20 protein-coding genes are annotated in these 22,043 nt (G+C 58.2%); 15 read left to right on the top strand and 5 right to left on the bottom strand.

What is annotated here, in order from left to right; all coding sequences use genetic code 11:
* Nucleotides 1-138 (top strand): integrase core domain-containing protein (locus ACRC4F_RS03750; protein WP_438658206.1); only part of this gene is annotated, 138 nt, incomplete at its 5' end.
* Between the two features lie 38 nt (nt 139-176).
* Here ACRC4F_RS03750 and ACRC4F_RS03755 read toward each other — a convergent pair.
* The 5 genes from ACRC4F_RS03755 to ACRC4F_RS03775 all read right to left on the bottom strand — a co-directional run bounded on the left by ACRC4F_RS03755 (nt 177) and on the right by ACRC4F_RS03775 (nt 5,155).
* Entirely contained in the window at nt 177-1,103 is a 927-nt protein-coding gene (locus tag ACRC4F_RS03755; protein WP_438658147.1) for a GGDEF domain-containing protein, read from the bottom strand.
* Between the two features lie 373 nt (nt 1,104-1,476).
* On the bottom strand, nt 1,477-2,217 hold the full coding sequence (locus ACRC4F_RS03760; protein WP_008031809.1) for a YciK family oxidoreductase: 741 nt from the start codon (nt 2,215-2,217) through the stop codon (nt 1,477-1,479).
* Nucleotides 2,218-2,387: 170 nt separating this feature from the next.
* The gene (gene mupP / locus ACRC4F_RS03765; protein WP_438658148.1) at nt 2,388-3,059 is read right to left on the bottom strand and encodes an N-acetylmuramic acid 6-phosphate phosphatase MupP; all 672 of its coding nucleotides are present in this window, start codon (nt 3,057-3,059) and stop codon (nt 2,388-2,390) included.
* Between the two features lie 4 nt (nt 3,060-3,063).
* The gene (gene ubiG / locus ACRC4F_RS03770; RefSeq protein WP_007899720.1) at nt 3,064-3,762 is read right to left on the bottom strand and encodes a bifunctional 2-polyprenyl-6-hydroxyphenol methylase/3-demethylubiquinol 3-O-methyltransferase UbiG; all 699 of its coding nucleotides are present in this window, start codon (nt 3,760-3,762) and stop codon (nt 3,064-3,066) included.
* 61 nt (nt 3,763-3,823) lie between these two features.
* The gene (locus ACRC4F_RS03775) at nt 3,824-5,155 is read right to left on the bottom strand and encodes a TRZ/ATZ family hydrolase (protein WP_438658149.1); all 1,332 of its coding nucleotides are present in this window, start codon (nt 5,153-5,155) and stop codon (nt 3,824-3,826) included.
* A gap of 108 nt (nt 5,156-5,263) precedes the next feature.
* Here ACRC4F_RS03775 and mtnA point away from each other — a divergent pair, with 108 nt between their 5' ends.
* The 14 genes from mtnA (at nt 5,264) to rfbA (ending at nt 22,006) form a co-directional block, all read left to right on the top strand.
* Nucleotides 5,264-6,340 (top strand): S-methyl-5-thioribose-1-phosphate isomerase, encoded by a 1,077-nt coding sequence (mtnA, locus tag ACRC4F_RS03780; protein ID WP_438658150.1) that lies wholly within the window; start codon nt 5,264-5,266, stop codon nt 6,338-6,340.
* 424 nt (nt 6,341-6,764) lie between these two features.
* Nucleotides 6,765-9,419 (top strand): DNA gyrase subunit A, encoded by a 2,655-nt coding sequence (gyrA, locus tag ACRC4F_RS03785; RefSeq protein WP_438658151.1) that lies wholly within the window; start codon nt 6,765-6,767, stop codon nt 9,417-9,419.
* A 252-nt stretch (nt 9,420-9,671) separates the two neighbouring features.
* Nucleotides 9,672-10,757 (top strand): 3-phosphoserine/phosphohydroxythreonine transaminase, encoded by a 1,086-nt coding sequence (gene serC / locus ACRC4F_RS03790; RefSeq protein ID WP_438658152.1) that lies wholly within the window; start codon nt 9,672-9,674, stop codon nt 10,755-10,757.
* Nucleotides 10,757-11,851, top strand: coding sequence for a prephenate dehydratase (pheA, locus tag ACRC4F_RS03795; RefSeq protein ID WP_016770924.1), 1,095 nt, complete (start codon nt 10,757-10,759; stop codon nt 11,849-11,851). Before serC ends, pheA begins: the two co-directional genes overlap by 1 nt.
* 10 nt (nt 11,852-11,861) lie before the next feature.
* A complete protein-coding gene (gene hisC, locus ACRC4F_RS03800; protein WP_438658153.1) occupies nt 11,862-12,974 on the top strand; it encodes a histidinol-phosphate transaminase in 1,113 nt (370 codons plus the stop codon).
* Between the two features lie 28 nt (nt 12,975-13,002).
* The gene (locus ACRC4F_RS03805) at nt 13,003-15,210 is read left to right on the top strand and encodes a bifunctional prephenate dehydrogenase/3-phosphoshikimate 1-carboxyvinyltransferase (RefSeq protein ID WP_438658154.1); all 2,208 of its coding nucleotides are present in this window, start codon (nt 13,003-13,005) and stop codon (nt 15,208-15,210) included.
* Complete coding sequence (cmk, locus tag ACRC4F_RS03810; RefSeq protein ID WP_218440141.1) at nt 15,207-15,896, top strand: (d)CMP kinase; 690 nt, start codon at nt 15,207-15,209, stop codon at nt 15,894-15,896. The genes ACRC4F_RS03805 and cmk overlap by 4 nt, the downstream gene beginning before the upstream one ends.
* A gap of 119 nt (nt 15,897-16,015) precedes the next feature.
* Nucleotides 16,016-17,710 (top strand): 30S ribosomal protein S1, encoded by a 1,695-nt coding sequence (gene rpsA / locus ACRC4F_RS03815; protein WP_007939922.1) that lies wholly within the window; start codon nt 16,016-16,018, stop codon nt 17,708-17,710.
* A 218-nt stretch (nt 17,711-17,928) separates the two neighbouring features.
* Nucleotides 17,929-18,207: a hypothetical protein gene (locus tag ACRC4F_RS03820; protein ID WP_438658155.1), complete on the top strand. Its 279-nt coding sequence runs from the start codon at nt 17,929-17,931 to the stop codon at nt 18,205-18,207.
* Nucleotides 18,208-18,359: 152 nt separating this feature from the next.
* Nucleotides 18,360-18,656 (top strand): integration host factor subunit beta, encoded by a 297-nt coding sequence (gene ihfB, locus ACRC4F_RS03825; protein WP_003369729.1) that lies wholly within the window; start codon nt 18,360-18,362, stop codon nt 18,654-18,656.
* A gap of 27 nt (nt 18,657-18,683) precedes the next feature.
* Nucleotides 18,684-18,923, top strand: a complete 240-nt coding sequence (locus ACRC4F_RS03830; RefSeq protein WP_438658156.1) for a LapA family protein — start codon at nt 18,684-18,686, stop codon at nt 18,921-18,923.
* A gap of 229 nt (nt 18,924-19,152) precedes the next feature.
* On the top strand, nt 19,153-20,229 hold the full coding sequence (rfbB, locus tag ACRC4F_RS03835; protein ID WP_438658157.1) for a dTDP-glucose 4,6-dehydratase: 1,077 nt from the start codon (nt 19,153-19,155) through the stop codon (nt 20,227-20,229).
* On the top strand, nt 20,226-21,119 hold the full coding sequence (rfbD, locus tag ACRC4F_RS03840; RefSeq protein ID WP_438658158.1) for a dTDP-4-dehydrorhamnose reductase: 894 nt from the start codon (nt 20,226-20,228) through the stop codon (nt 21,117-21,119). The genes rfbB and rfbD overlap by 4 nt, the downstream gene beginning before the upstream one ends.
* Nucleotides 21,116-22,006, top strand: a complete 891-nt coding sequence (gene rfbA / locus ACRC4F_RS03845; protein ID WP_438658159.1) for a glucose-1-phosphate thymidylyltransferase RfbA — start codon at nt 21,116-21,118, stop codon at nt 22,004-22,006. The genes rfbD and rfbA overlap by 4 nt, the downstream gene beginning before the upstream one ends.
* Nucleotides 22,007-22,043: the final 37 nt, after the last annotated feature.

A 22,043-nucleotide genomic window follows, 5' to 3' on the forward strand; every position in this document is an offset into this window, starting at 1 on the left:
AGCTCAGACCAACGCGCGACCTACCTGACGTCGTGGTTGCACGAGTACAACTGGCATCGCCCGCATGCCAGCCTGAGTTATTTGCCACCGATTAGCCGAATAGCATCCGTGAACAACGTGGTGGGTTTACACAGCTAGCTAGCTCCCACATGTGTTTTACGGTGATGTTGCGGGTTTTACCCCGCCATGGCCAACCGGTTACGCCCTTCGCGTTTGGCGACATACAGCGCACTGTCGGCCCGGCGCAACAAGCTTTCGGCAGACTCGCCCGGTAGCAGAGTCGAGCAACCCAGGCTGACGGTCAGCTCGACCATATTGCCATCGGCCTTGTAGTTCTGCGCCTGCGCCGCAATCCGCAGCCGTTCACCGACCATGGCGGCCGCTTCCCGGCTGGTGTTGGACAGCAGGATCAGGAACTCTTCGCCACCAAATCTGAACACCATGTCCACATTGCGCAATTGGTTTTTGATCGAGGCTGCGACAGCCTTGAGCACGTCATCGCCTGCACTGTGGCCGTAATTATCGTTAACGTTTTTGAAGTGATCGATGTCGAGCATCAGCAGCGACAACGGCATCAAGTGGCGTCGCGACATCTCTATTTCACGTTCCAGAGTCTGATCCATGGCGATGCGGTTGCCAGTGCCGGTCAATGGATCGCGCAATGCACTTTGAGTCGCTGCCCGGTAGAGCAGGGCGTTACGCATCGGGAACAGGAGCGTGGACAGCAGCGACTCCAGATTGCCCTGTTCAGAATCACTGAATCGCTGATTGCGTCGGAATACCAGTTCCCCCAGGTTCTCGCCCTCATGGCTGAGGTTGTAGGTGACTGAGTGATGGCCGCGCTGACCGAGCTCCAGGCGCAGGTCGCTGGCCGGGTGCTGATAAGTCAGCGCATCCAGTGGCACAACCCGCTGAATCTCGCGAAAGAAAAGTCCCAGGATGCGCTGTGGCTCAAGGCTGGTTTGCAGCTGTTGGCCGAGTTGCTGGCGAGTTTGGGCGAGGCTGAATGGCCGCTCCAGGATGGGAGGTTGCCGACCAAAGCCCAGGCGCTGCAATTTGGCATTGTCAAAGACAATTGCGTTGGTCTGGGATGGTGATTTCATATGGCGTGAGCCCCTAAGCAGTAAGGCTGTCTTACAGGCTGGGTGAGAGCGGCTTTGGGCTGCGCGTCATACTGGTCCATCAGTCCCGTAGGACATTTGGCGCAAGTTTAGTCCGCTTTGCCGAATATTAGTAACCTATCGACTGAGGCGTCTGCCCGATTGCTTTCACACGGCGTGTCTGAGCAAATTTAGAGCGAAAGTCATGCCAATGAGTTCCTTCTAATAAAAATCCATAAAAATCAATGATCTGAAAGGTTTTTACGAATTTTTGAGCGGAGAGGCGACGGTCATTTGACTGTATCGGACATAGTTACAGGGCACTTTGAGTGCCGCGCCGGATATTGGACGCGACACAAAAAGCGACGTGCGGTTGTTACTGAGCGTTAAAAGCCTGGCCGTTGATGCCCGTGCTGTCCGGACCCATCAAGTACAGGTAGACCGGCATGATCTCCTCGGGCGTCGGGTTGTTCAGCGGATTTTCACCCGGATAAGCCTGGGCGCGCATGCTGGTGCGGGTAGCGCCCGGATTGATGCTGTTGGAACGCACCGGCGCCACGGTGTCGACTTCATCGGCCAGGGTCTGCATCAAGCCTTCTGTGGCGAACTTGGACACGCCATATGCGCCCCAATACGCCCGACCCTTGCGCCCGACGCTGCTGGAGGTGAACACCACCGAAGCGTCCTGGGACAGCTTGAGCAGCGGCAGCAAGGTGCTGGTCAGCATGAACATGGCGTTGACGTTGACTTGCATGACGCGCATGAAGTTTTCGCCCGACAGCTGTTCGATCGGCGTGCGCGGACCAATGATCGACGCGTTATGCAGCAAGCCATCGAGGTGGCCGAACTCGGTTTCGATCATCGCGGCCAGCTCATCGTATTGATGGGGCAGTGCGGTTTCCAGGTTGAACGGGATCACCGCAGGTTGTGGATGGCCAGCCGCTTCGATCTCGTCATAGACCTGGGTCAGATTGGCTTCGGTCTTGCCCAGCAACAGTACGGTTGCGCCATGGGCGGCGTAGGTTTTCGCAGCCGCAGCGCCAATGCCACGACCTGCGCCGGTGACCAGGATGACCCGGTCCTTGAGCAATTCAGGGCGGGCGGAATAATCAAACATAAAAAACCTCACAACAATTCAATAGGCAGGCATCGCACTTGTGGCGAGAGGGCTTTTGTGGCGAGGGGATTTATCCCCGTTGGGTTGCGGAGCGACCCCAAAAAAGGGACTGCTGCGCAGCCCAACGGGGATAAATCCCCTCGCCACAAAGCATTCAGCAGCCAATCAGGTCAGCAGCTACAAAGGGCGCTATCCAGAACCTTGCGCAACTCCAGCGGATGATCCACCACCGCATCCGCCCCCCAATGCCGAGGGTTGTCATCCGGATGAATGTACCCGTAGGTCACCGCCGCCGTTTTGGTGCCGGCATCGCGGCCGGACTCGATATCGCGCAGGTCATCACCCACAAACAGCACGCTGGCCGGGTCCAGGTCGAGCATCTTGCACGCCAGGATCAAAGGCTCCGGGTCCGGTTTGCTGTTCTTCACATGGTCCGGGCAGATCAGCAGCGCCGAGCGTTCAGCCAACCCCAGGCGTTGCATGATCGGCTCGGCGAAGCGCACAGGCTTGTTGGTCACCACACCCCAGATCAGATTGGCTTTCTCGATATCGGCCAGCAGTTCGCCCATGCCATCGAACAGCTTGCTGTGCACTGCACAGTCCTTTAGATAACGCTCGAGGAACTCCAGGCGCAGCTCTTCGAAACCCGGGGATTCGGGGTCCATGGAAAAGGTCACGGCGACCATCGCCTTGGCGCCGCCGGAAATCTCGTCGCGGATATGCTTGTCGTTCACCGGCGGCAAGCCGCGATCGGCACGCATCGCCTGGCAGATGGCAATGAAGTCCGGCGCGGTGTCGAGTAGCGTGCCGTCCATGTCGAAAAGGACTGCTCTGATACGCATCGGCTTATTCCTCGCGCAGGGTCTGGATCATGTAGTTGACGTCCACATCGGCCGCCAGTTTGTAGTGCTTGGTCAGCGGGTTGTACGTCAGCCCGATGATGTCCTTGACGGTCAGGCCGGCCATGCGGCTCCAGGCACCCAGCTCGGAAGGGCGGATGAATTTCTTGAAGTCGTGAGTGCCGCGTGGCAGCAGCTTCATGATGTATTCGGCGCCGACGATGGCAAACAGGTAAGCCTTCGGGTTGCGGTTGATGGTGGAGAAGAACACCTGGCCGCCCGGTTTGACCATTTTGAAGCAGGCGCGAATCACTGACGACGGATCCGGCACGTGCTCGAGCATCTCCAGGCAGGTAACCACGTCGAACTGCTCGGGCATTTCTTCTGCCAGCGCTTCGGCGGTGATCTGCCGGTATTCGACACTCACGCCGGATTCCAGCTGATGCAATTGCGCGACCGCCAGCGGCGCTTCGCCCATGTCGATGCCCATGACGGTAGCGCCGCGCTGGGCCATGGCTTCACTGAGGATGCCGCCGCCGCAGCCCACATCGAGGACTTTCTTGCCGGCCAGATGGACACGTTCGTCAATCCAGTTGACCCGCAGCGGGTTGATATCGTGCAGCGGTTTGAACTCACTTTCGCGGTCCCACCAGCGATGGGCCAGGGCTTCGAATTTAGCGATTTCGGCGTAGTCGACGTTGCTCATGGTTTAAGTCCTCTAAAACTTGAAAAATCCTGTTGCCCCGGCGTTCAGTCCGGGGTGCTTACTATTCGGTGTGGCCGCTGATGCGTTGGCCCCAGGCCTTGGCGGTGACGCAAAGCTGCTCCTCGTCCAGGCGGGTCAGCCGACGGTCGTCGAGCAGTTGTTTGCCGGCGACCCAAAGATGTTTTACGCAGTCCCGGCCGGTGGCATATATAAGCTGCGAAACCGGATCGTAGACCGGCTGCTGCGCCAGGCCCGACAGATCGAACGCCACGATGTCCGCGGCTTTGCCGACTTCCAGCGAACCGACTTGCGCCTCGATCCCCAGCGCACGGGCGCCGTTGAGCGTGGCCATGCGCAGCGCGCGATGGGCGTCCAGCGCGGTGGCCGAGCCGGCGACAGCCTTGGCCAGCAACGCGGCAGTGCGGGTTTCGCCGAGCAAGTCGAGGTCATTATTGCTGGCCGCGCCATCGGTGCCGATGGCGACATTGACGCCGGCCTGCCACAGGCGTTCGACCGGGCAGAAGCCGCTGGCCAGCTTGAGGTTGGATTCGGGGCAATGAATCACGGTGGTGTTGCTTTCTACCAGCAACACCAGGTCTTCATCGCTGATCTGGGTCATGTGCACGGCCTGGAAGCGTGGCCCGAGCAGGCCCAGGCGCCCGAGTCGAGCCAACGGGCGTTCGCCGCGCTGCTCGACCGATTGCTGTACTTCGAAAGCGGTTTCATGGACGTGCATGTGAATCGAGGCGTCCAGTTCTTCGGCGATCACCCGGATTTTTTCCAGGTTTTCGTCGCCCACCGTGTAAGGCGCATGGGGGCCGAATGTGACCTTGATGCGCTCGTGATGCTTGAGATCGCCGAACAATTCGACGCCCTGACGAATGGCCTCGTCCGCCGTGCTGGCCCCTGGAATCGGGAAGTCGAGGATCGGAATCGCGATTTGTGCACGAATGCCGCTGTTATGGACCCGTTCGCTGGCAACCTTCGGGAAGAAATACATGTCAGAGAAGCAGGTGATGCCACCTTTTATCTGCTCGGCGATCGCCAGGTCGGTGCCATCGCGTACAAAGTCTTCGTCGACCCACTTGGCCTCGGCGGGCCAGATGTGGTTTTCCAGCCAGGTCATCAGCGGTAGATCGTCCGCCAGGCCCCGGAACAGCGTCATCGCCGCATGCCCGTGGGCATTGATGAGGCCGGGGCTGAGCAACATGTCCGGCAACTCGCGCACTTCGGTTGCGTTAAGCTTCAGCGCAGCTGCCCGCGGGCCGATAAACACGATAAGCCCGTCGCGGATGCCGATGCCGTGCTCTTTGAGGACAACGCCAGCGGGTTCGACGGGTACCAGCCAGGTCGGCAGCAATAACAGGTCGAGCGCAGCGGCAGTGTTCGGCATCGAGGGTCGGTTCCAGTGCTTTTGTAAAGGATGGCGAAGTATACCCGAGCGTCTTCGCGGGGGGATCGCTATAATCGGCGGCTTTTGTTCATGAGTGCGGGGTGTGGGATGCGCGATCGACTGTTGGCTGCGGAGAAGGTGAAGGCCATCGATTGGCGTGATGGCGCCCTGTACCTGCTGGATCAGCGTATTTTGCCGTTCGAGGAAACGTGGATCGCCTACACCAGCGCCGCTGGCGTGGCCGAGGCCATTCGCTCGATGGTGGTGCGCGGCGCTCCGGCGATTGGCATCAGTGCCGCGTATGCCATGGTGCTGGCTGCCCGCGCCCGAATTCTCGAGGGCGGTGACTGGCAGGCCGCGTGGGAAGAGGATTACGCGTTGCTGGCCGATTCCCGTCCAACGGCGGTGAATCTGTTCTGGGCCTTGAGTCGCATGCGTGACCGCCTCGATCGTCTAAAGGGCGATGCCGACCCTTTGGCGGCGCTGGAAGCGGAGGCCATGGCCATTCACGAAAGTGATCGCGAAGCCAACCTGACCATGGCGCAGCTGGGAGTGGACCTGATCCGCAAGCACCAGGGCAATGCTCAGGCGATCCTGACTCATTGCAACACTGGCGCATTGGCCACTGGCGGCTTCGGCACCGCATTGGGGGTGATTCGCGGGGCGTTCATCGAAGGCATGGTCGAGCGCGTTTACGCCGACGAAACCCGCCCGTGGCTGCAAGGCTCGCGATTGACTGCGTGGGAGCTGGCCAACGAAGGCATCCCTGTGACGCTCAACGCCGACTCCGCCGCGGCCCACATCATGAAGACCAAAGGCATCACCTGGGTGATCGTCGGCGCGGACCGGATCACCGCCAATGGCGACGTGGCCAACAAGATCGGCACTTACCAATTGGCGGTCAACGCCATGCACCACGGCGTGCGCTTCATGGTGGTGGCGCCGAGTTCGACCATCGACATGAACCTGGCCAGTGGCGACGAGATTCCCATTGAAGAGCGTGACGGGCGTGAGTTGCTGGAAGTCGGCGGCAAGCGGGTCGGGGCGGATGTCGATGCGTTCAACCCGGTGTTCGACGTGACCCCGGCGGACCTGATCGATGCGATCGTCACCGAAAAAGGCATCGTCGAGCGTCCGGATACCGCGAAAATGGCGCAGTTGATGTGCCGTAAGCGTCTGCATTGATTGACCGTGGTGTTCGAAAGGACGCCATCGCCAGCAGGCTGGCTCCCACAGGTTTTGTGATCGACACCGATCCTGTGGGAGCCAGCCTGCTGGCGATGAGGCCTTAAAAGTCAATAAACATCCGTAATTCAGCTGCCAATTTTTCATTCGGAGGGGCTCTAAGCCTCTCTCGTCCCCGTTAAGCCTGCCACCAGTCAACTAACTACACTCCATGCGCATCTGGGGGATAGGTGCGTGGCGGCTCTTGTGATAACATCCGGCGTTTTCCGAGGCAGTCCCACGGGGTTGTCTTTACTGCGCAAATCCATGGTCAACTTGTTGATTTGTCGTAAGTCGGTGCATGGCACTCAGCCTGCAGCGGCGAGCTTCGTTCGTCCCATATGGATGTGACGAAGTTTCACCAGAAAAAGGAATCGAGCTTCTCATGGGCGAACTGGCCAAAGAAATCCTCCCGGTCAATATCGAAGACGAGCTGAAGCAGTCCTACCTCGACTACGCGATGAGCGTAATCGTCGGCCGGGCTCTGCCGGATGCGCGCGATGGCTTGAAGCCCGTGCACCGGCGTGTGCTGTTCGCGATGAGCGAGCTGGGCAACGACTTCAACAAGCCGTACAAGAAATCTGCCCGTGTTGTCGGTGACGTGATCGGTAAGTATCACCCGCACGGTGATACCGCGGTGTACGACACCATCGTCCGGATGGCGCAGCCATTCTCGCTGCGCTACCTGCTGGTAGACGGTCAGGGCAACTTCGGTTCCGTGGACGGCGACAACGCCGCCGCCATGCGATACACCGAAGTGCGCATGACCAAACTGGCGCACGAGCTGCTGGCCGACCTGCATAAAGAAACCGTGGACTGGGTGCCGAACTACGACGGCACCGAAATGATCCCGGCGGTCATGCCGACCCGTATTCCAAACCTGTTGGTCAACGGCTCCAGCGGTATCGCCGTGGGCATGGCGACCAACATTCCGCCGCACAACCTCGGTGAAGTCATCGACGGTTGCCTGGCCCTCATCGACAACCCTGAGTTGACCATCGATGAGCTGATGCAATACATCCCCGGTCCGGACTTCCCGACCGCCGCGATCATCAACGGTCGCGCCGGCATCATCGAAGCCTACCGTACCGGTCGCGGACGCATTTACATGCGTGCCCGCTCGATGATCGAAGACATCGACAAGGTCGGTGGCCGTCAGCAGATCGTCATCACCGAACTCCCTTACCAGCTGAACAAGGCCCGTCTGATCGAGAAGATCGCCGAGCTGGTAAAAGAGAAGAAACTCGAAGGCATCACCGAACTGCGCGACGAGTCCGACAAGGACGGTATGCGCGTCGTGATCGAACTGCGTCGCGGCGAAGTGCCCGAGGTGATCCTCAACAACCTCTACGCCCAGACCCAGCTGCAAGCCGTATTCGGTATCAACATTGTTGCGCTGATCGACGGCCGTCCGCGGATCCTGAACCTCAAGGACCTGCTGGAAGCCTTCGTTCGTCACCGCCGCGAAGTCGTAACCCGCCGTACCGTGTTCGAGCTGCGTAAAGCCCGCGAACGTGGCCACATCCTGGAAGGTCAAGCGGTTGCCCTGTCGAACATCGACCCGGTTATCGCCCTGATCAAGGCCTCGCCAACGCCGTCGGAAGCCAAGGAAGCGCTGATCAGCACTGCCTGGGAATCGTCTGCCGTGGTTGCGATGGTAGAGCGTGCCGGTGCCGACTCTTGCCGTCCAGAGACCCTGGACCCGCAATACGGTCTGCGCGAAGGCAAGTACTTCCTGTCGCCGGAACAGGCGCAAGCCATTCTGGAACTGCGTCTGCACCGTCTGACCGGCCTGGAGCACGAAAAGCTGCTGGCCGAGTATCAAGAGATCCTCAACCAGATCGGCGAACTGATCCGCATCCTCAGCAGTGCCACGCGCCTGATGGAAGTGATCCGCGAAGAACTGGAAGTGATCCGCGCCGAATACGGCGACGTGCGCCGCACCGAGATTCTCGATGCCCGTCTCGACCTGACCCTGGGTGACATGATCCCGGAAGAAGAGCGCGTCGTGACCATCTCCCACGGTGGCTATGCCAAGACCCAGCCTTTGGCTGCGTACCAGGCTCAGCGTCGTGGCGGTAAAGGCAAATCGGCGACCGGCGTCAAGGATGAGGACTACATCGCTCACCTGCTGGTCGCCAACAGCCACACCACGCTGCTGCTGTTCTCCAGCAAAGGCAAAGTGTACTGGCTGAAAACCTACGAAATTCCGGAAGCGTCCCGCGCGGCCCGTGGTCGTCCGTTGGTCAACCTGCTGCCGCTGGACAGTGATGAATACATCACCACCATGCTGCCGGTCGAGGAATACACCGAAGGTCACTTTATCTTCATGGCCACCGCCAAAGGCACCGTGAAGAAGACCCCGCTGGAATCCTTCAGCCGTCAACGCAGCGTCGGCCTGATCGCGCTGGAACTGGACGAAGGCGACGTGCTGATTTCAGCTTCCATTACAGATGGCAGCCGCGAAGTCATGCTGTTCTCCGACGGCGGCAAGGTCACCCGTTTCAAGGAAACCGACGTTCGCGCCATGGGCCGTACCGCTCGCGGCGTCCGCGGCATGCGTCTACCGGAAGGCCAGAAGCTGATTTCCATGCTGATCCCGGAAGAAGGCAGCCAGATCCTCACTGCTTCGGCCCGTGGTTTCGGCAAGCGCACGGCGATCACCGAGTTCCCTGAGTACAAACGTGGCGGCCAGGGCGTCATCGCCATGGTCAGCAACGACCGTAACGGCCGCCTGGTCGGCGCGGTCCAGGTGCTCGACGGCGAGGAGATCATGCTGATTTCCGACCAGGGCACCCTGGTTCGTACTCGTGTCGACGAAGTTTCCAGCCTGGGTCGTAACACCCAGGGCGTAACCCTGATCAAACTGGCCAGTGATGAAACGCTGGTCGGTCTGGAGCGGGTTCAGGAGCCGTCGGAAGTCGAAGGCGAAGAGATTGAAGGTGAAGAGGGTGCGGTGTTCGACGGCGAAGTCGTGATCGACGACGTGGTTGAAGACCAGCAACTCGACGCCGCTGCTGACGAAGAGCCACAAGAGTAAGTGGACAAACAGGGGGCGGATGAAAATTCGCCCCCTTGTTGTTTGTCCTGTATGAAAATATCGACACTCATGGAGAGCCCTTGTGGGAGCGAGCCTGCTCGCGATGCAGGCGCTGCGGTACCTCTGAAGCACCGCGGTGATGCATTCGCGAGCAGGCTCGCTCCCACAGGTTTTCTGCTTAGGCAGGGATCCTGTGTCGATTGATGTTGTGATTTATTGCGTGATTACCACCAAATCAGAGCGAGATTGGATGTGAGCAAGAGAGCCTATAACTTCTGTGCCGGTCCTGCGGCACTTCCCGAAGCTGTCCTGCAGCGCGCCCAGGGTGAACTCCTTGATTGGCACGGCAAGGGCCTGTCGGTCATGGAAATGAGCCATCGCAGTGATGAGTTCGTGTCCATCGCCACCAAGGCCGAGCAGGATCTGCGTGATCTGCTGAATATCCCCTCGAACTATAAAGTGCTGTTTCTGCAAGGTGGCGCGAGCCAGCAATTCGCCCAGATTCCTCTGAACCTGCTGCCGGAAAGCGGCACTGCCGACTACATCGACACCGGTATCTGGTCGCAGAAAGCTATCGAAGAAGCGTCGCGCTACGGCCACGTCAACGTTGCCGCTACCGCCAAGCCTTACGACTATTTCGCTATTCCCGGTCAGAACGAATGGAAGCTGTCTGCAGATGCGGCCTACGTTCACTACGCACCGAACGAAACCATCGGCGGCCTGGAATTCCAGTGGATTCCGCAAACCGGTGACGTTCCGCTGGTCGCTGACATGTCTTCGGACATCCTCTCGCGTCCAATCGATGTTTCGCGCTTCGGCATGATCTACGCCGGCGCCCAGAAAAACATCGGCCCGAGCGGCATCGTCGTCAACATCATTCGCGAAGACCTGTTGGGTCACGCCCGGTCCCTGTGCCCGACCATGCTCAACTACAAGGTCGCGGCCGATAACGGTTCGATGTACAACACCCCGCCAACGCTGGCCTGGTACCTGTCCGGTCTGGTATTCGAGTGGCTGAAAGAGCAGGGTGGTGTTGCCGCCATCGGCAAGCTCAACGAAGTGAAGCAGCGCACGCTGTATGACTTCATTGATGCCAGCGGCTTGTACAGCAACCCGATCAACAAGTCGGATCGCTCGTGGATGAACGTGCCGTTCCGTCTGGCTGACGATCGTCTCGACAAGCCATTCCTGGCCGGCGCCGACGAGCGTGGCCTGCTGAACCTCAAGGGTCACCGTTCCGTGGGCGGCATGCGTGCCTCCATCTATAACGCCGTCGACATCGTTGCGGTCAACGCACTGGTTTCGTACATGGCAGAGTTCGAGAAGGAACATGGCTAATGTCTGAGCAAGAACTCAAGGCACTGCGCGTTCGCATTGATGCTCTGGACACGAAAGTCCTGGAGCTGATCAGCGAGCGCGCACGCTGCGCCCAGGAAGTTGCGCGAGTAAAGATGGCCTCGCTGGCCGAAGGCGAAGTGCCGGTGTTCTATCGTCCTGAGCGTGAAGCTCAGGTGCTCAAGCGCGTGATGGAGCGCAACCAGGGGCCGCTGGGCAACGAAGAGATGGCGCGTTTGTTCCGCGAAATCATGTCCTCGTGCCTGGCCCTGGAACAGCCGCTGAAAGTGGCGTACCTCGGCCCTGAAGGCACCTTCACCCAGGCCGCAGCCATGAAGCACTTCGGTCACGCCGTGATCAGCAAGCCGATGGCGGCGATCGACGAAGTGTTCCGCGAAGTGGCGGCCGGTGCGGTGAACTTTGGCGTGGTTCCGGTGGAAAACTCCACCGAGGGCGCCGTCAACCACACTCTCGATAGCTTTCTCGAACACGACATGGTCATCTGTGGCGAAGTCGAGTTGCGGATTCACCACCACTTGCTGGTCGGTGAAAACACCAAGACCGACAGCATCAGCCGCATCTACTCCCACGCGCAGTCGCTGGCCCAGTGCCGTAAGTGGCTGGACGCACACTACCCGAATGTCGAGCGCGTGGCGGTTTCCAGCAACGCCGAAGCGGCCAAGCGGGTCAAGGGTGAGTGGAACTCGGCGGCGATTGCCGGCGACATGGCGGCAGGCTTGTACGGGCTGACCCGTCTGGCTGAAAAAATCGAGGATCGTCCGGACAACTCCACGCGCTTCCTGATGATCGGCAACCAGGAAGTGCCGCCGACCGGCGACGACAAGACCTCGATCATTGTCTCCATGAGCAACAAGCCCGGTGCGCTTCACGAGTTGCTGGTGCCGTTCCACGACAACGGCATCGACCTGACGCGAATCGAGACGCGTCCTTCGCGCAGCGGTAAATGGACCTACGTGTTCTTCATCGACTTCGTCGGCCACCACCGTGATCCGTTGATCAAAGGTGTATTGGAAAAGATCAGTCAGGAAGCAGTAGCACTCAAAGTGCTGGGTTCCTACCCGAAAGCAGTTCTCTAAGGGGTAGCAAATGAGTGGCAACTTCCTCGCTCTGGCACAGCCGGGCGTGCAACAACTTTCGCCTTACGTTCCGGGCAAACCCGTGGACGAACTGGCTCGCGAGCTGAACATCGATCCGGCCCGCATCGTCAAACTGGCGAGTAACGAAAACCCGTTGGGCGCCAGTCCTAAGGCGCTGGCCGCCATTCGCGATGAACTGGCCGAGCTGACCCGCTATCCGGACGGCAACGGTTTTGCGCTCAAGACCCTGCTGGCCGGGCAGTGCCGCGTCGAGTTGAATCAGGTGACGCTGGGCAACGGTTCCAACGACATTCTGGAGCTGGTTGCGCACGCTTATCTGGCCCCCGGCCTGAACGCGGTGTTCAGCGAGCATGCGTTCGCGGTCTATCCGATCGTCACGCAAGCCGTCGGTGCCGTTGCCAAAGTGATCCCGGCCAAAGACTGGGGTCATGATTTGTCGGCCATGCTGGCCGCGATCGATGCCGATACCCGTGTGGTGTTCATCGCCAACCCGAACAACCCGACCGGGACCTGGTTCGACGCCGAGGCGCTGGACGAATTCCTGCAGGATGTGCCTGAGCACGTGCTGGTGGTGCTGGACGAGGCGTACATCGAGTACGCCGAAGGCGGCGACCTGCCGGATGGCCTGGACTTCCTCGCGGCGTATCCGAACCTGCTGGTCTCGCGCACGTTTTCCAAGGCTTATGGCCTGGCGGCGTTGCGGGTCGGTTATGGCTTGTCCACTGCCGTGGTCGCTGATGTGCTGAACCGCGTGCGTCAGCCGTTCAACGTCAACAGCCTGGCCTTGGCCGCTGCGTGCGCTGCGCTGCAAGACACCGATTACCTGGCTGAAAGCCGTCGCCTGAACGAATCCGGCATGCAGCAACTGGAAGCGGGGTTCCGTGAACTGGGCTTGAGCTGGATTCCGTCGAAAGGCAACTTCATCTGCGTCGATATGGGGCAGGTGGCTGAACCGATCTTCCAGGGTTTGCTTCGCGAAGGCGTGATCGTGCGTCCGGTGGCCAACTACGGCATGCCGAACCACCTGCGCATCACCATTGGTTTGCCGGCTGAAAACAGCCGCTTCCTCGAGGCGCTGACCAAGGTCCTGGCTCGTGGTTGATGTCACTGCACGGCAATCTGCTGCCCCTATGATCGGTCGCCTGGTGGTGGTCGGTCTGGGGTTGATCGGCGGTTCGTTTGCCAAGGGTTTGCGTGAAAGTGGCCTGTGCCGCGAAGTGGTCGGGGTCGATCTCGACCCGCAATCGCGCAAGCTGGCGGTTGAGCTGGGCGTGGTGGATCGCTGCGAAGAAGACCTGGTGGCTGCTTGCCAGGGCGCGGACGTGATTCAGCTCGCCGTGCCGATCCTCGCCATGGAAAAAATGCTCGGCCGATTGGCCGGCATGGATCTGGGGCAAGCGATTCTGACCGACGTCGGCAGTGCCAAAGGCAATGTGGTGCGTGCCGCAACCGAAGCGTTTGGCGGCATGCCGTCGCGTTTCGTGCCGGGCCATCCGATTGCCGGTTCCGAGCAGAGCGGGGTGGAAGCCTCCAATGCCGAGCTGTTCCGTCGCCATAAAGTGATTTTGACGCCGCTGGATCAAACCGATCCGGCCGCGCTGGCCGTGGTCGACCGTTTGTGGCGCGAATTGGGTGCCGATGTCGAGCACATGCAGGTCGAGCGTCACGACGAAGTGTTGGCGGCGACCAGCCATTTGCCGCACTTGTTGGCGTTCGGTCTGGTCGATTCGCTGGCCAAGCGCAATGAAAACCTTGAGATCTTCCGTTACGCTGCCGGTGGCTTCCGCGATTTCACAAGAATTGCGGGTAGCGACCCGGTCATGTGGCATGACATCTTCCTCGCCAACCGCGAAGCTGTCCTGCGCACGCTCGATACATTTCGCAGCGACCTCGACGCCTTGCGCGACGCGGTCGATGCAGGGGATGGGCACCAATTGTTGGGCGTGTTCACTCGCGCCCGGGTTGCCCGCGAACATTTCAGTAAAATCCTGGCACGCCGGGCTTATGTGGACGCTATGAACTCCAACGACCTGATTTTCCTGGCACAACCTGGTGGCCGCCTGACTGGGCGGATTCGTGTACCGGGCGATAAATCGATTTCCCACCGCTCGATCATGCTCGGCTCCCTGGCCGAAGGCGTCACCGAAGTGGAAGGCTTCCTTGAGGGCGAAGACGCCCTGGCGACCTTGCAAGCCTTCCGCGACATGGGTGTAGTGATCGAAGGTCCGCACCACGGCCGCGTGACCATTCACGGCGTCGGCCTGCATGGCTTGAAGCCGGCACCGGGCCCGATCTATCTGGGCAACTCCGGCACCTCGATGCGTTTGCTGTCGGGCCTGCTGGCTGCGCAGAACTTCGACAGCACGCTGACGGGCGATGCTTCGCTGTCCAAGCGTCCGATGAATCGCGTGGCCAATCCGCTGCGTGAAATGGGCGCCGTGATCGAAACCGCCGCTGAAGGTCGTCCGCCGATGACCATTCGTGGTGGCAACACGCTCAAAGGCCTGACTTACACCATGCCGATGGCCAGTGCCCAGGTTAAATCCTGCCTGCTGCTGGCCGGCCTGTACGCCGAAGGCAAGACCACCGTCACCGAGCCGGCGCCGACTCGCGATCACACCGAGCGCATGCTGCGTGGCTTCGGCTACCCGGTCAGTGTCAATGGTGCAACCGCTTCGGTCGAGTCAGGGCACAAGCTGACTGCTACCCATATTGAAGTGCCGGGCGATATCTCCTCCTCGGCATTCTTCCTGGTCGCTGCGTCGATCGCCGAGGGTTCGGAGCTGGTGCTTGAGCATGTCGGCATCAACCCGACCCGTACCGGGGTCATCGATATCCTGCGTCTGATGGGGGCTGATATTACTCTGGAAAACCAGCGTGAAGTCGGCGGCGAGCCAGTGGCTGACCTGCGCGTGCGTGCAGCTAAACTCAAGGGTATCGAGATTCCGGAAGCGCTGGTGCCATTGGCCATCGACGAATTTCCTGTGCTGTTTGTCGCTGCAGCCTGCGCTGAAGGGCGTACCGTGTTGCGCGGCGCCGAAGAGCTGCGGGTCAAGGAATCGGACCGTATCCAGGTCATGGCTGATGGCTTGCTGGCGCTGGGCGTTAAATGTGAGCCGACGCCGGACGGGATCATCATTGATGGTGGTCTGATCGGTGGCGGTGAAGTGCACGGTCACGGCGATCACCGGATTGCCATGGCGTTCAGTGTTGCCTCGCTGCGTGCCACTGCGCCTATCCGTATCCATGATTGCGCCAACGTCGCGACGTCGTTCCCCAACTTCCTCGCGCTGTGCGCGCAGGTCGGTATCCGCGTTGCCCAAGAGGCTCAGTCGTGAACAGCATTGCACCGGTCATCACCATTGATGGGCCAAGCGGCTCCGGAAAAGGCACCGTCGCCGGGATACTGGCCAAGCGTCTTGGCTGGAATCTGCTGGATTCCGGTGCGCTTTACCGGTTGCTGGCGTTCGCCGCGCATAATCACGGCGTTGACCTGACCAATGAAGAGTTGCTGAAAAAACTGGCCGCTCATCTGGATGTTCAGTTCATTGCGGCGACCGACGGTCAGCTGCAACGCATCATTCTTGAGGGCGATGAAGTTAGCGACGTGATCCGTACGGAAAGCGTCGGTTCCGGCGCCTCCCAGGTGGCTGCATTGCCTGCGGTGCGTGAAGCGCTGCTTCAGCGCCAGCGCGCCTTTCAAGAGGCGCCGGGTCTGGTGGCTGATGGCCGCGACATGGGCACAGTGGTTTTTCCGGATGCGCCGCTGAAGATTTTCCTCACTGCCAGTGCCGAGGAGCGTGCGCGCCGTCGATACTTGCAGTTGAAGGGCAAAGTCGATGGTGTTAGTCTGTCGAGTCTGCTAGATGAGATCCGTGCACGCGATGAGCGTGACACCCAGCGAGCGGTAGCCCCGCTCAAGCCGGCGGCTGACGCCATACAGCTGGATTCCACGGAGTTGTCCATCGATCAGGTGCTGGAACGCATCATGAGCGAGATCGCCATTCGCGATATCGCCGGGTGACCAAGAAGGCCGCAGGGGACCAGTCATAGTCCTGTGGCGCTTCTTCTAAATGAAACTAACCCACACCGTCTGGGGTGTGGAGATGGGCGTATCCTTCGCCCTCATTCACAGGAATTAAAATGAGCGAAAGCTTTGCGGAACTCTTTGAAGAAAGCCTAAAAACCCTGAACCTTCAGGCAGGCTCCATCATCACCGGTGTTATCGTTGATATCGATTACCAAGCTCGCTGGGTAACCGTTCACGCTGGCCTGAAGTCTGAAGCACTCATCCCGCTTGAGCAGTTCTACAACGACGCTGGCGAACTGAACATCAACGTCGGTGACGAAGTTCACGTTGCTCTGGACTCGGTTGAAGACGGCTTTGGTGAAACCAAGCTGTCCCGTGAAAAAGCCAAGCGCGCTGAATGCTGGATTGTTCTGGAAGCAGCCTTCGCAGCCGAAGAAGTGGTCAAGGGCGTTATCAACGGTAAGGTTAAAGGCGGCTTCACTGTCGACGTTAACGGCATCCGTGCGTTCCTGCCAGGTTCTCTGGTTGACGTCCGTCCTGTGCGCGATACCACGCATCTGGAAGGCAAAGAGCTGGAATTCAAGGTCATCAAACTCGACCAGAAACGCAACAACGTTGTCGTTTCCCGTCGCAGCGTCCTCGAAGCCGAGAACTCCGCCGAGCGTGAAGCTCTGCTGGAATCCCTGCAGGAAGGCCAACAAGTCAAAGGTATCGTCAAGAACCTCACCGATTACGGCGCATTCGTCGATCTGGGTGGCGTCGATGGCCTGCTGCACATTACCGACATGGCTTGGAAGCGTATCAAGCATCCTTCCGAAATCGTCAACGTTGGCGACGAGATCGATGTCAAGGTTCTGAAATACGATCGCGAGCGCAATCGTGTTTCCCTGGGCCTCAAGCAACTGGGCGAAGATCCATGGGTTGCTATCAAAGCCCGTTACCCAGAAAGCACTCGCGTTACCGCTCGTGTAACCAACCTGACCGACTACGGCTGCTTCGCTGAGCTGGAAGAAGGCGTTGAAGGCCTGGTACACGTTTCCGAAATGGACTGGACCAACAAGAACATCCACCCTTCGAAAGTCGTACAAGTCGGCGACGAAGTGGAAGTTATGGTTCTGGACATCGACGAAGAGCGTCGTCGTATCTCCCTCGGCATCAAGCAGTGCAAATCTAACCCATGGGAAGATTTCTCTGGCCAGTTCAACAAGGGCGATAAAATCTCCGGCACCATCAAGTCGATCACCGATTTCGGTATCTTCATTGGTCTGGACGGCGGCATCGACGGTTTGGTTCACCTGTCCGACATCTCCTGGAACGAAGTGGGCGAAGAAGCCGTTCGCCGCTTCAAGAAGGGCGACGAGCTGGACACCGTTATCCTGTCGGTTGACCCAGAGCGCGAGCGCATCTCCCTGGGTATCAAGCAACTGGAAAGCGATCCGTTCTCCGAGTACGTTCAAGAGAACGACAAAGGCGCAATCGTTAAAGGCATCGTGAAAGAAGTTGACGCTAAAGGCGCCATCATCACTCTGGCCGACGATATCGAAGCGACTCTGAAAGCCTCCGAAATCAGCCGTGACCGCGTTGAAGACGCGCGCAACGTTCTGAAAGAAGGCGAAGAAGTAGAAGCCAAGATCATCAGCGTTGACCGCAAGAGCCGTGTAATCCAGCTCTCCATCAAGTCGAAAGACGTTGAAGAAGAGAAAGAAGCAATCCAGAGCCTGCGCGACAAGCCAGCTTCGGACACTGCTGCTCCTGGTCCTACCACTCTGGGCGACCTGTTGCGTGCACAAATGGAAAAACAGAACTAAGTTCTGTCAGACCATAGAAAAAGGGCGACTTCGGTCGCCCTTTTTTGTGCCTGGAATTTGGCAAGTCTGTTGATACGATTTCATTGCAATGACTGGCCATGAAACCAATCGCCCTGAAAGACTGTCTCTTTCTGTAATCGGATCAATCGTTTATTTGCAGCTAATCTTTAGCCTGAAACAAACGACAGTCGGGCAGGGCGCCCGGCATAAGGAAATGAATGAACAAGCTCATTGTCGCAATTGCCGTGCTGACATTGGCGGGCTGTACCACTAATGCCAAGACTCACGTCGTACGTGGCGTCAGTGGTATCGAGATTGACTGTTCGGGGTTGGGGTCGGGCTGGGAGAAATGTCGCAAGCGCGCGGACAGGGAATGCAAGGCGGCAGGATACAAGGTTGTGGCGAGGTCCGACGATGCCAAGGACGAAGACGAGTTCCCTTTTGGGTTCAACCCTGCCGGGTATCTGACGCGCACCATGCTCGTTATCTGTAGGTGAGTGGGCGTCGGGCAATCGGTGTTTCAAAGCCTGGGTGTCAGGCATCTCGTTACCTGCAAATATATGTGAAAACTCAGGCTGTTCAAATTCCTCCGGGCATGCTAAAACCTTTGAAGCGATTTTCCTAGCTGCTTGAAAAAGAAGGGAAAAATATGACGAAGTCGGAGTTGATCGAACGAATTGTCACCCATCAAGGGCTGCTCTCATCCAAGGATGTGGAGCTGGCCATCAAGACCATGCTCGAGCAAATGTCCCAATGTCTGGCCACCGGTGATCGTATCGAGATCCGTGGTTTTGGCAGCTTCTCTCTGCACTACCGCGCTCCGCGCGTAGGCCGCAATCCGAAAACCGGTCAGTCCGTCAGCCTCGATGGCAAGTTCGTCCCGCATTTCAAACCAGGTAAAGAACTGCGTGATCGTGTTAACGAGGATGAGGAGGAAGGGCTTTGACAGCCTCCGCAACTAAAGGAATAGCTCATGCGTAACCTCAAACGCGTACTTCTGGCAGTGTTTGTCCTGTTGCTGGTGTTGGCGATTCTGGCGTTTGTTCTCGAGAATCAGCAATCGGTATCCCTTCTGTTTCTTGGTTGGACGGGACCGCAGCTGCCGGTGTCGCTGATTACGGTCCTCGCATTGCTGATCGGTATGGTAATCGGCCCGATTCTTGGCTGGGTTCTGAGACGTACGTCCAGAGCCGCACGCAAGCGCTTGGTGTAATTGCGGCAAATGCATGACACACGTCGAATTTGCGCCACAGCTTGTCTATATCCATTAGTAAAACCTTCATTAAGCTGTAAAATGCTGCGCTTGTCCGATAGTGGCATATTCCCACATCGGTTCAGACTGACTCTGTCAGAAGCCTCAGCTAACTTGATGGCTTTTGCATTCATGGATTCGACAGTGCTCGGTTGGCGGCCCTGTCAGCAACTCAAGGGTATGGTTTCGCGTGAAAATTCTAGTTACCGGCGGTGCCGGGTTTATCGGCTCGGCAGTCATCCGTCATATCATTTCCAACACCACTGACGCTGTCGTTAACGTCGATAAGCTTACTTACGCCGGCAATCTTGAGTCGCTGGCCGAAGTCAGCCAAAACTCGCGTTATGTGTTCGAACGTGTCGATATCTGCGATCGCGATCAAATCGACCGCGTCCTGCGTGAACACCAACCGGATGCAATCATGCATTTGGCCGCAGAGTCTCATGTAGATCGTTCTATCTCCGGTCCGTCTGAGTTTATCCAGACCAACATCATTGGCACCTACACCCTGCTTGAAGCTGCACGCCACTATTGGGCGGCATTGGATGATGCGCGCAAAGCCAACTTTCGCTTCCATCACATTTCGACTGACGAAGTTTACGGAGACCTTGAAGGCCCGGAAGACCTCTTCACCGAAACAACGCCGTATCAGCCAAGCTCGCCGTACTCTGCGAGCAAAGCCAGTTCCGATCACCTGGTTCGTGCCTGGAGCCGCACCTACGGTCTGCCGACGCTGGTTACCAACTGCTCGAATAACTATGGCCCTTGCCACTTCCCCGAGAAGTTGATCCCGCTGATCATTCTCAATGCGCTGGAGGGCAAGCCGCTGCCGGTTTACGGCAAAGGTAATCAGGTTCGCGATTGGCTGTACGTAGAAGACCATGCCCGGGCGTTATACAAAGTCGTGACCGAAGGTGTAATCGGCGAGACGTATAACATTGGTGGTCACAACGAAAAGCAAAATATCGAAGTGGTAAATACCCTTTGTGCATTACTCGATGAACTGCGTCCGGACTCCGCTCATCGGCCGCATGCCAGCCTCATCACCTATGTTCAGGATCGCCCGGGCCATGACCAGCGTTATGCGATCGATGCCAGCAAAATCCACCGTGAGCTAGGCTGGACGCCGGAAGAAACGTTCGAGACCGGTATTCGCAAAACTGTCGAGTGGTACCTCAACAATACAGAGTGGGTGGCTCACGTGAAGAGCGGCAGCTATCAACAGTGGATTGACGAGAACTACAGCGATCGTCCAAGCAAGGCATGAAAATCCTACTGCTGGGTAAAAATGGCCAGGTGGGTTGGGAGCTGCAGCGTTCCCTTGCGCCGCTTGGCGAGTTGATTGCCCTTGATAGACATGCAGTTGATGGTTTGTGCGGTGACCTTTCCGATCTCGATGCCTTGCGTGCAACGATTCGCCAGGTCAAGCCCGACGTCATCGTCAACGCTGCTGCCTACACTGCTGTCGATAAAGCCGAGTCAGAGAACGAACTGGCAGACCGTGTGAACGGTCAGGCAACCCAGGTCATGGCTGACGAGGCCGTTTCCCTGGGCGCTTGGCTGGTCCACTATTCGACCGACTACGTCTTTTCAGGCCAAGGTTCGACGCCATGGCAAGAGACTGACGCCGTCGCTCCGGTCAATCACTATGGTGCAAGCAAATTGGCCGGCGAACAGGCAATTATCACGTCTGGCTGCAAGCATTTGATTTTCCGTACCAGCTGGGTCTACGGCGCTCGTGGCAATAACTTCGCCAAGACCATGTTGCGATTCGCCAGCGAGCGGGAAACGCTGAGTGTTATCGCCGACCAGATCGGTTCGCCAACAGGGGCCGATCTGATAGCCGACGTGACGGCGCTGGCCATTCAGCGGGTTCTGCAGCGTCCGGAGCTCTCGGGCTTGTATCACTTGGCTGCCCGCGGTGAAGTGTCCTGGCACGGTTACGCCAGCTTCGTGATTGAATTCGCCAAAGCCAATGGTGAGTTGCTCGCTGCAACGACAATCAACCCGATTGAAACGACCGCGTATCCAACGCCCGCGCGCCGCCCTTTGAATTCTCGTTTGAATACTCAAAAGCTGCGTGACAATTTTTCTCTACACTTGCCGGATTGGCAAAGTGGCGTAACTCGAATGCTTAGGGAAGTTCTGAACAAATGACCACGATAAATCGTAAAGGCATCATCCTCGCAGGCGGCTCCGGTACGCGTCTGCATCCGTTGACTCTCGGTGTGTCCAAACAGATGCTGCCGATCTACGACAAGCCGATGATTTTCTACCCGCTGTCTGTTCTTATGCTTGCGGGTATGCGTGAAATTCTGATTATCTCCACCCCGGAAGACTTGCCTTGTTTTCGCAAGTTGCTAGGCGACGGGAGCCTTTACGGTATCAAGTTGACCTATGCCGAACAGCCGAGTCCAGACGGCCTGGCACAAGCTTTCATTATCGGCGAAGAGTTTATTGGCAAGGACCCTTGCTGCCTCATCCTGGGCGACAATATCTTCTACGGTCAGCACTTCTCGGATAACTTGCGTTCCGCCAGTTCTCAACAGCACGGTGCTACCGTGTTCGGTTACCACGTTTCCGATCCGGAACGTTTCGGTGTGGTGGAATTCGATGAGACCGGACGTGCGCTAAGCATTGAAGAAAAACCGCTGAAGCCGAAGTCCAACTACGCGGTTACAGGCTTGTACTTCTACGACAACCAGGTTGTCGAGATTGCCAAGAACATCAAGCCGTCCGAGCGCGGTGAGCTGGAAATCACTGACGTCAACCGTGCGTACCTCGATCAGAAGACTCTTAATGTAGAAATGCTTGGTCGCGGCTTCGCCTGGCTGGACACAGGAACGCACGACTCGCTACTTGAGGCGAGCCACTTCGTACATACCATCGAGAAGCGCCAGGGTTTGAAAGTCGCCTGTCTTGAGGAGATCGCTTACAGCAATGGCTGGATCACGTCAGCGCAGCTGGGCGCTCAAGCCGATGCGTTGAAGAAAACCGGTTACGGCCAATACCTGCAAAAACTGCTGGACTCGCCTTCGGTCTGAGTCGGCAGATTTTTCCTTATGAACGGTCGCGTTCAAT

Source organism: Pseudomonas sp. (assembly GCF_051660785.1).
Classification (GTDB): domain Bacteria; phylum Pseudomonadota; class Gammaproteobacteria; order Pseudomonadales; family Pseudomonadaceae; genus Aquipseudomonas.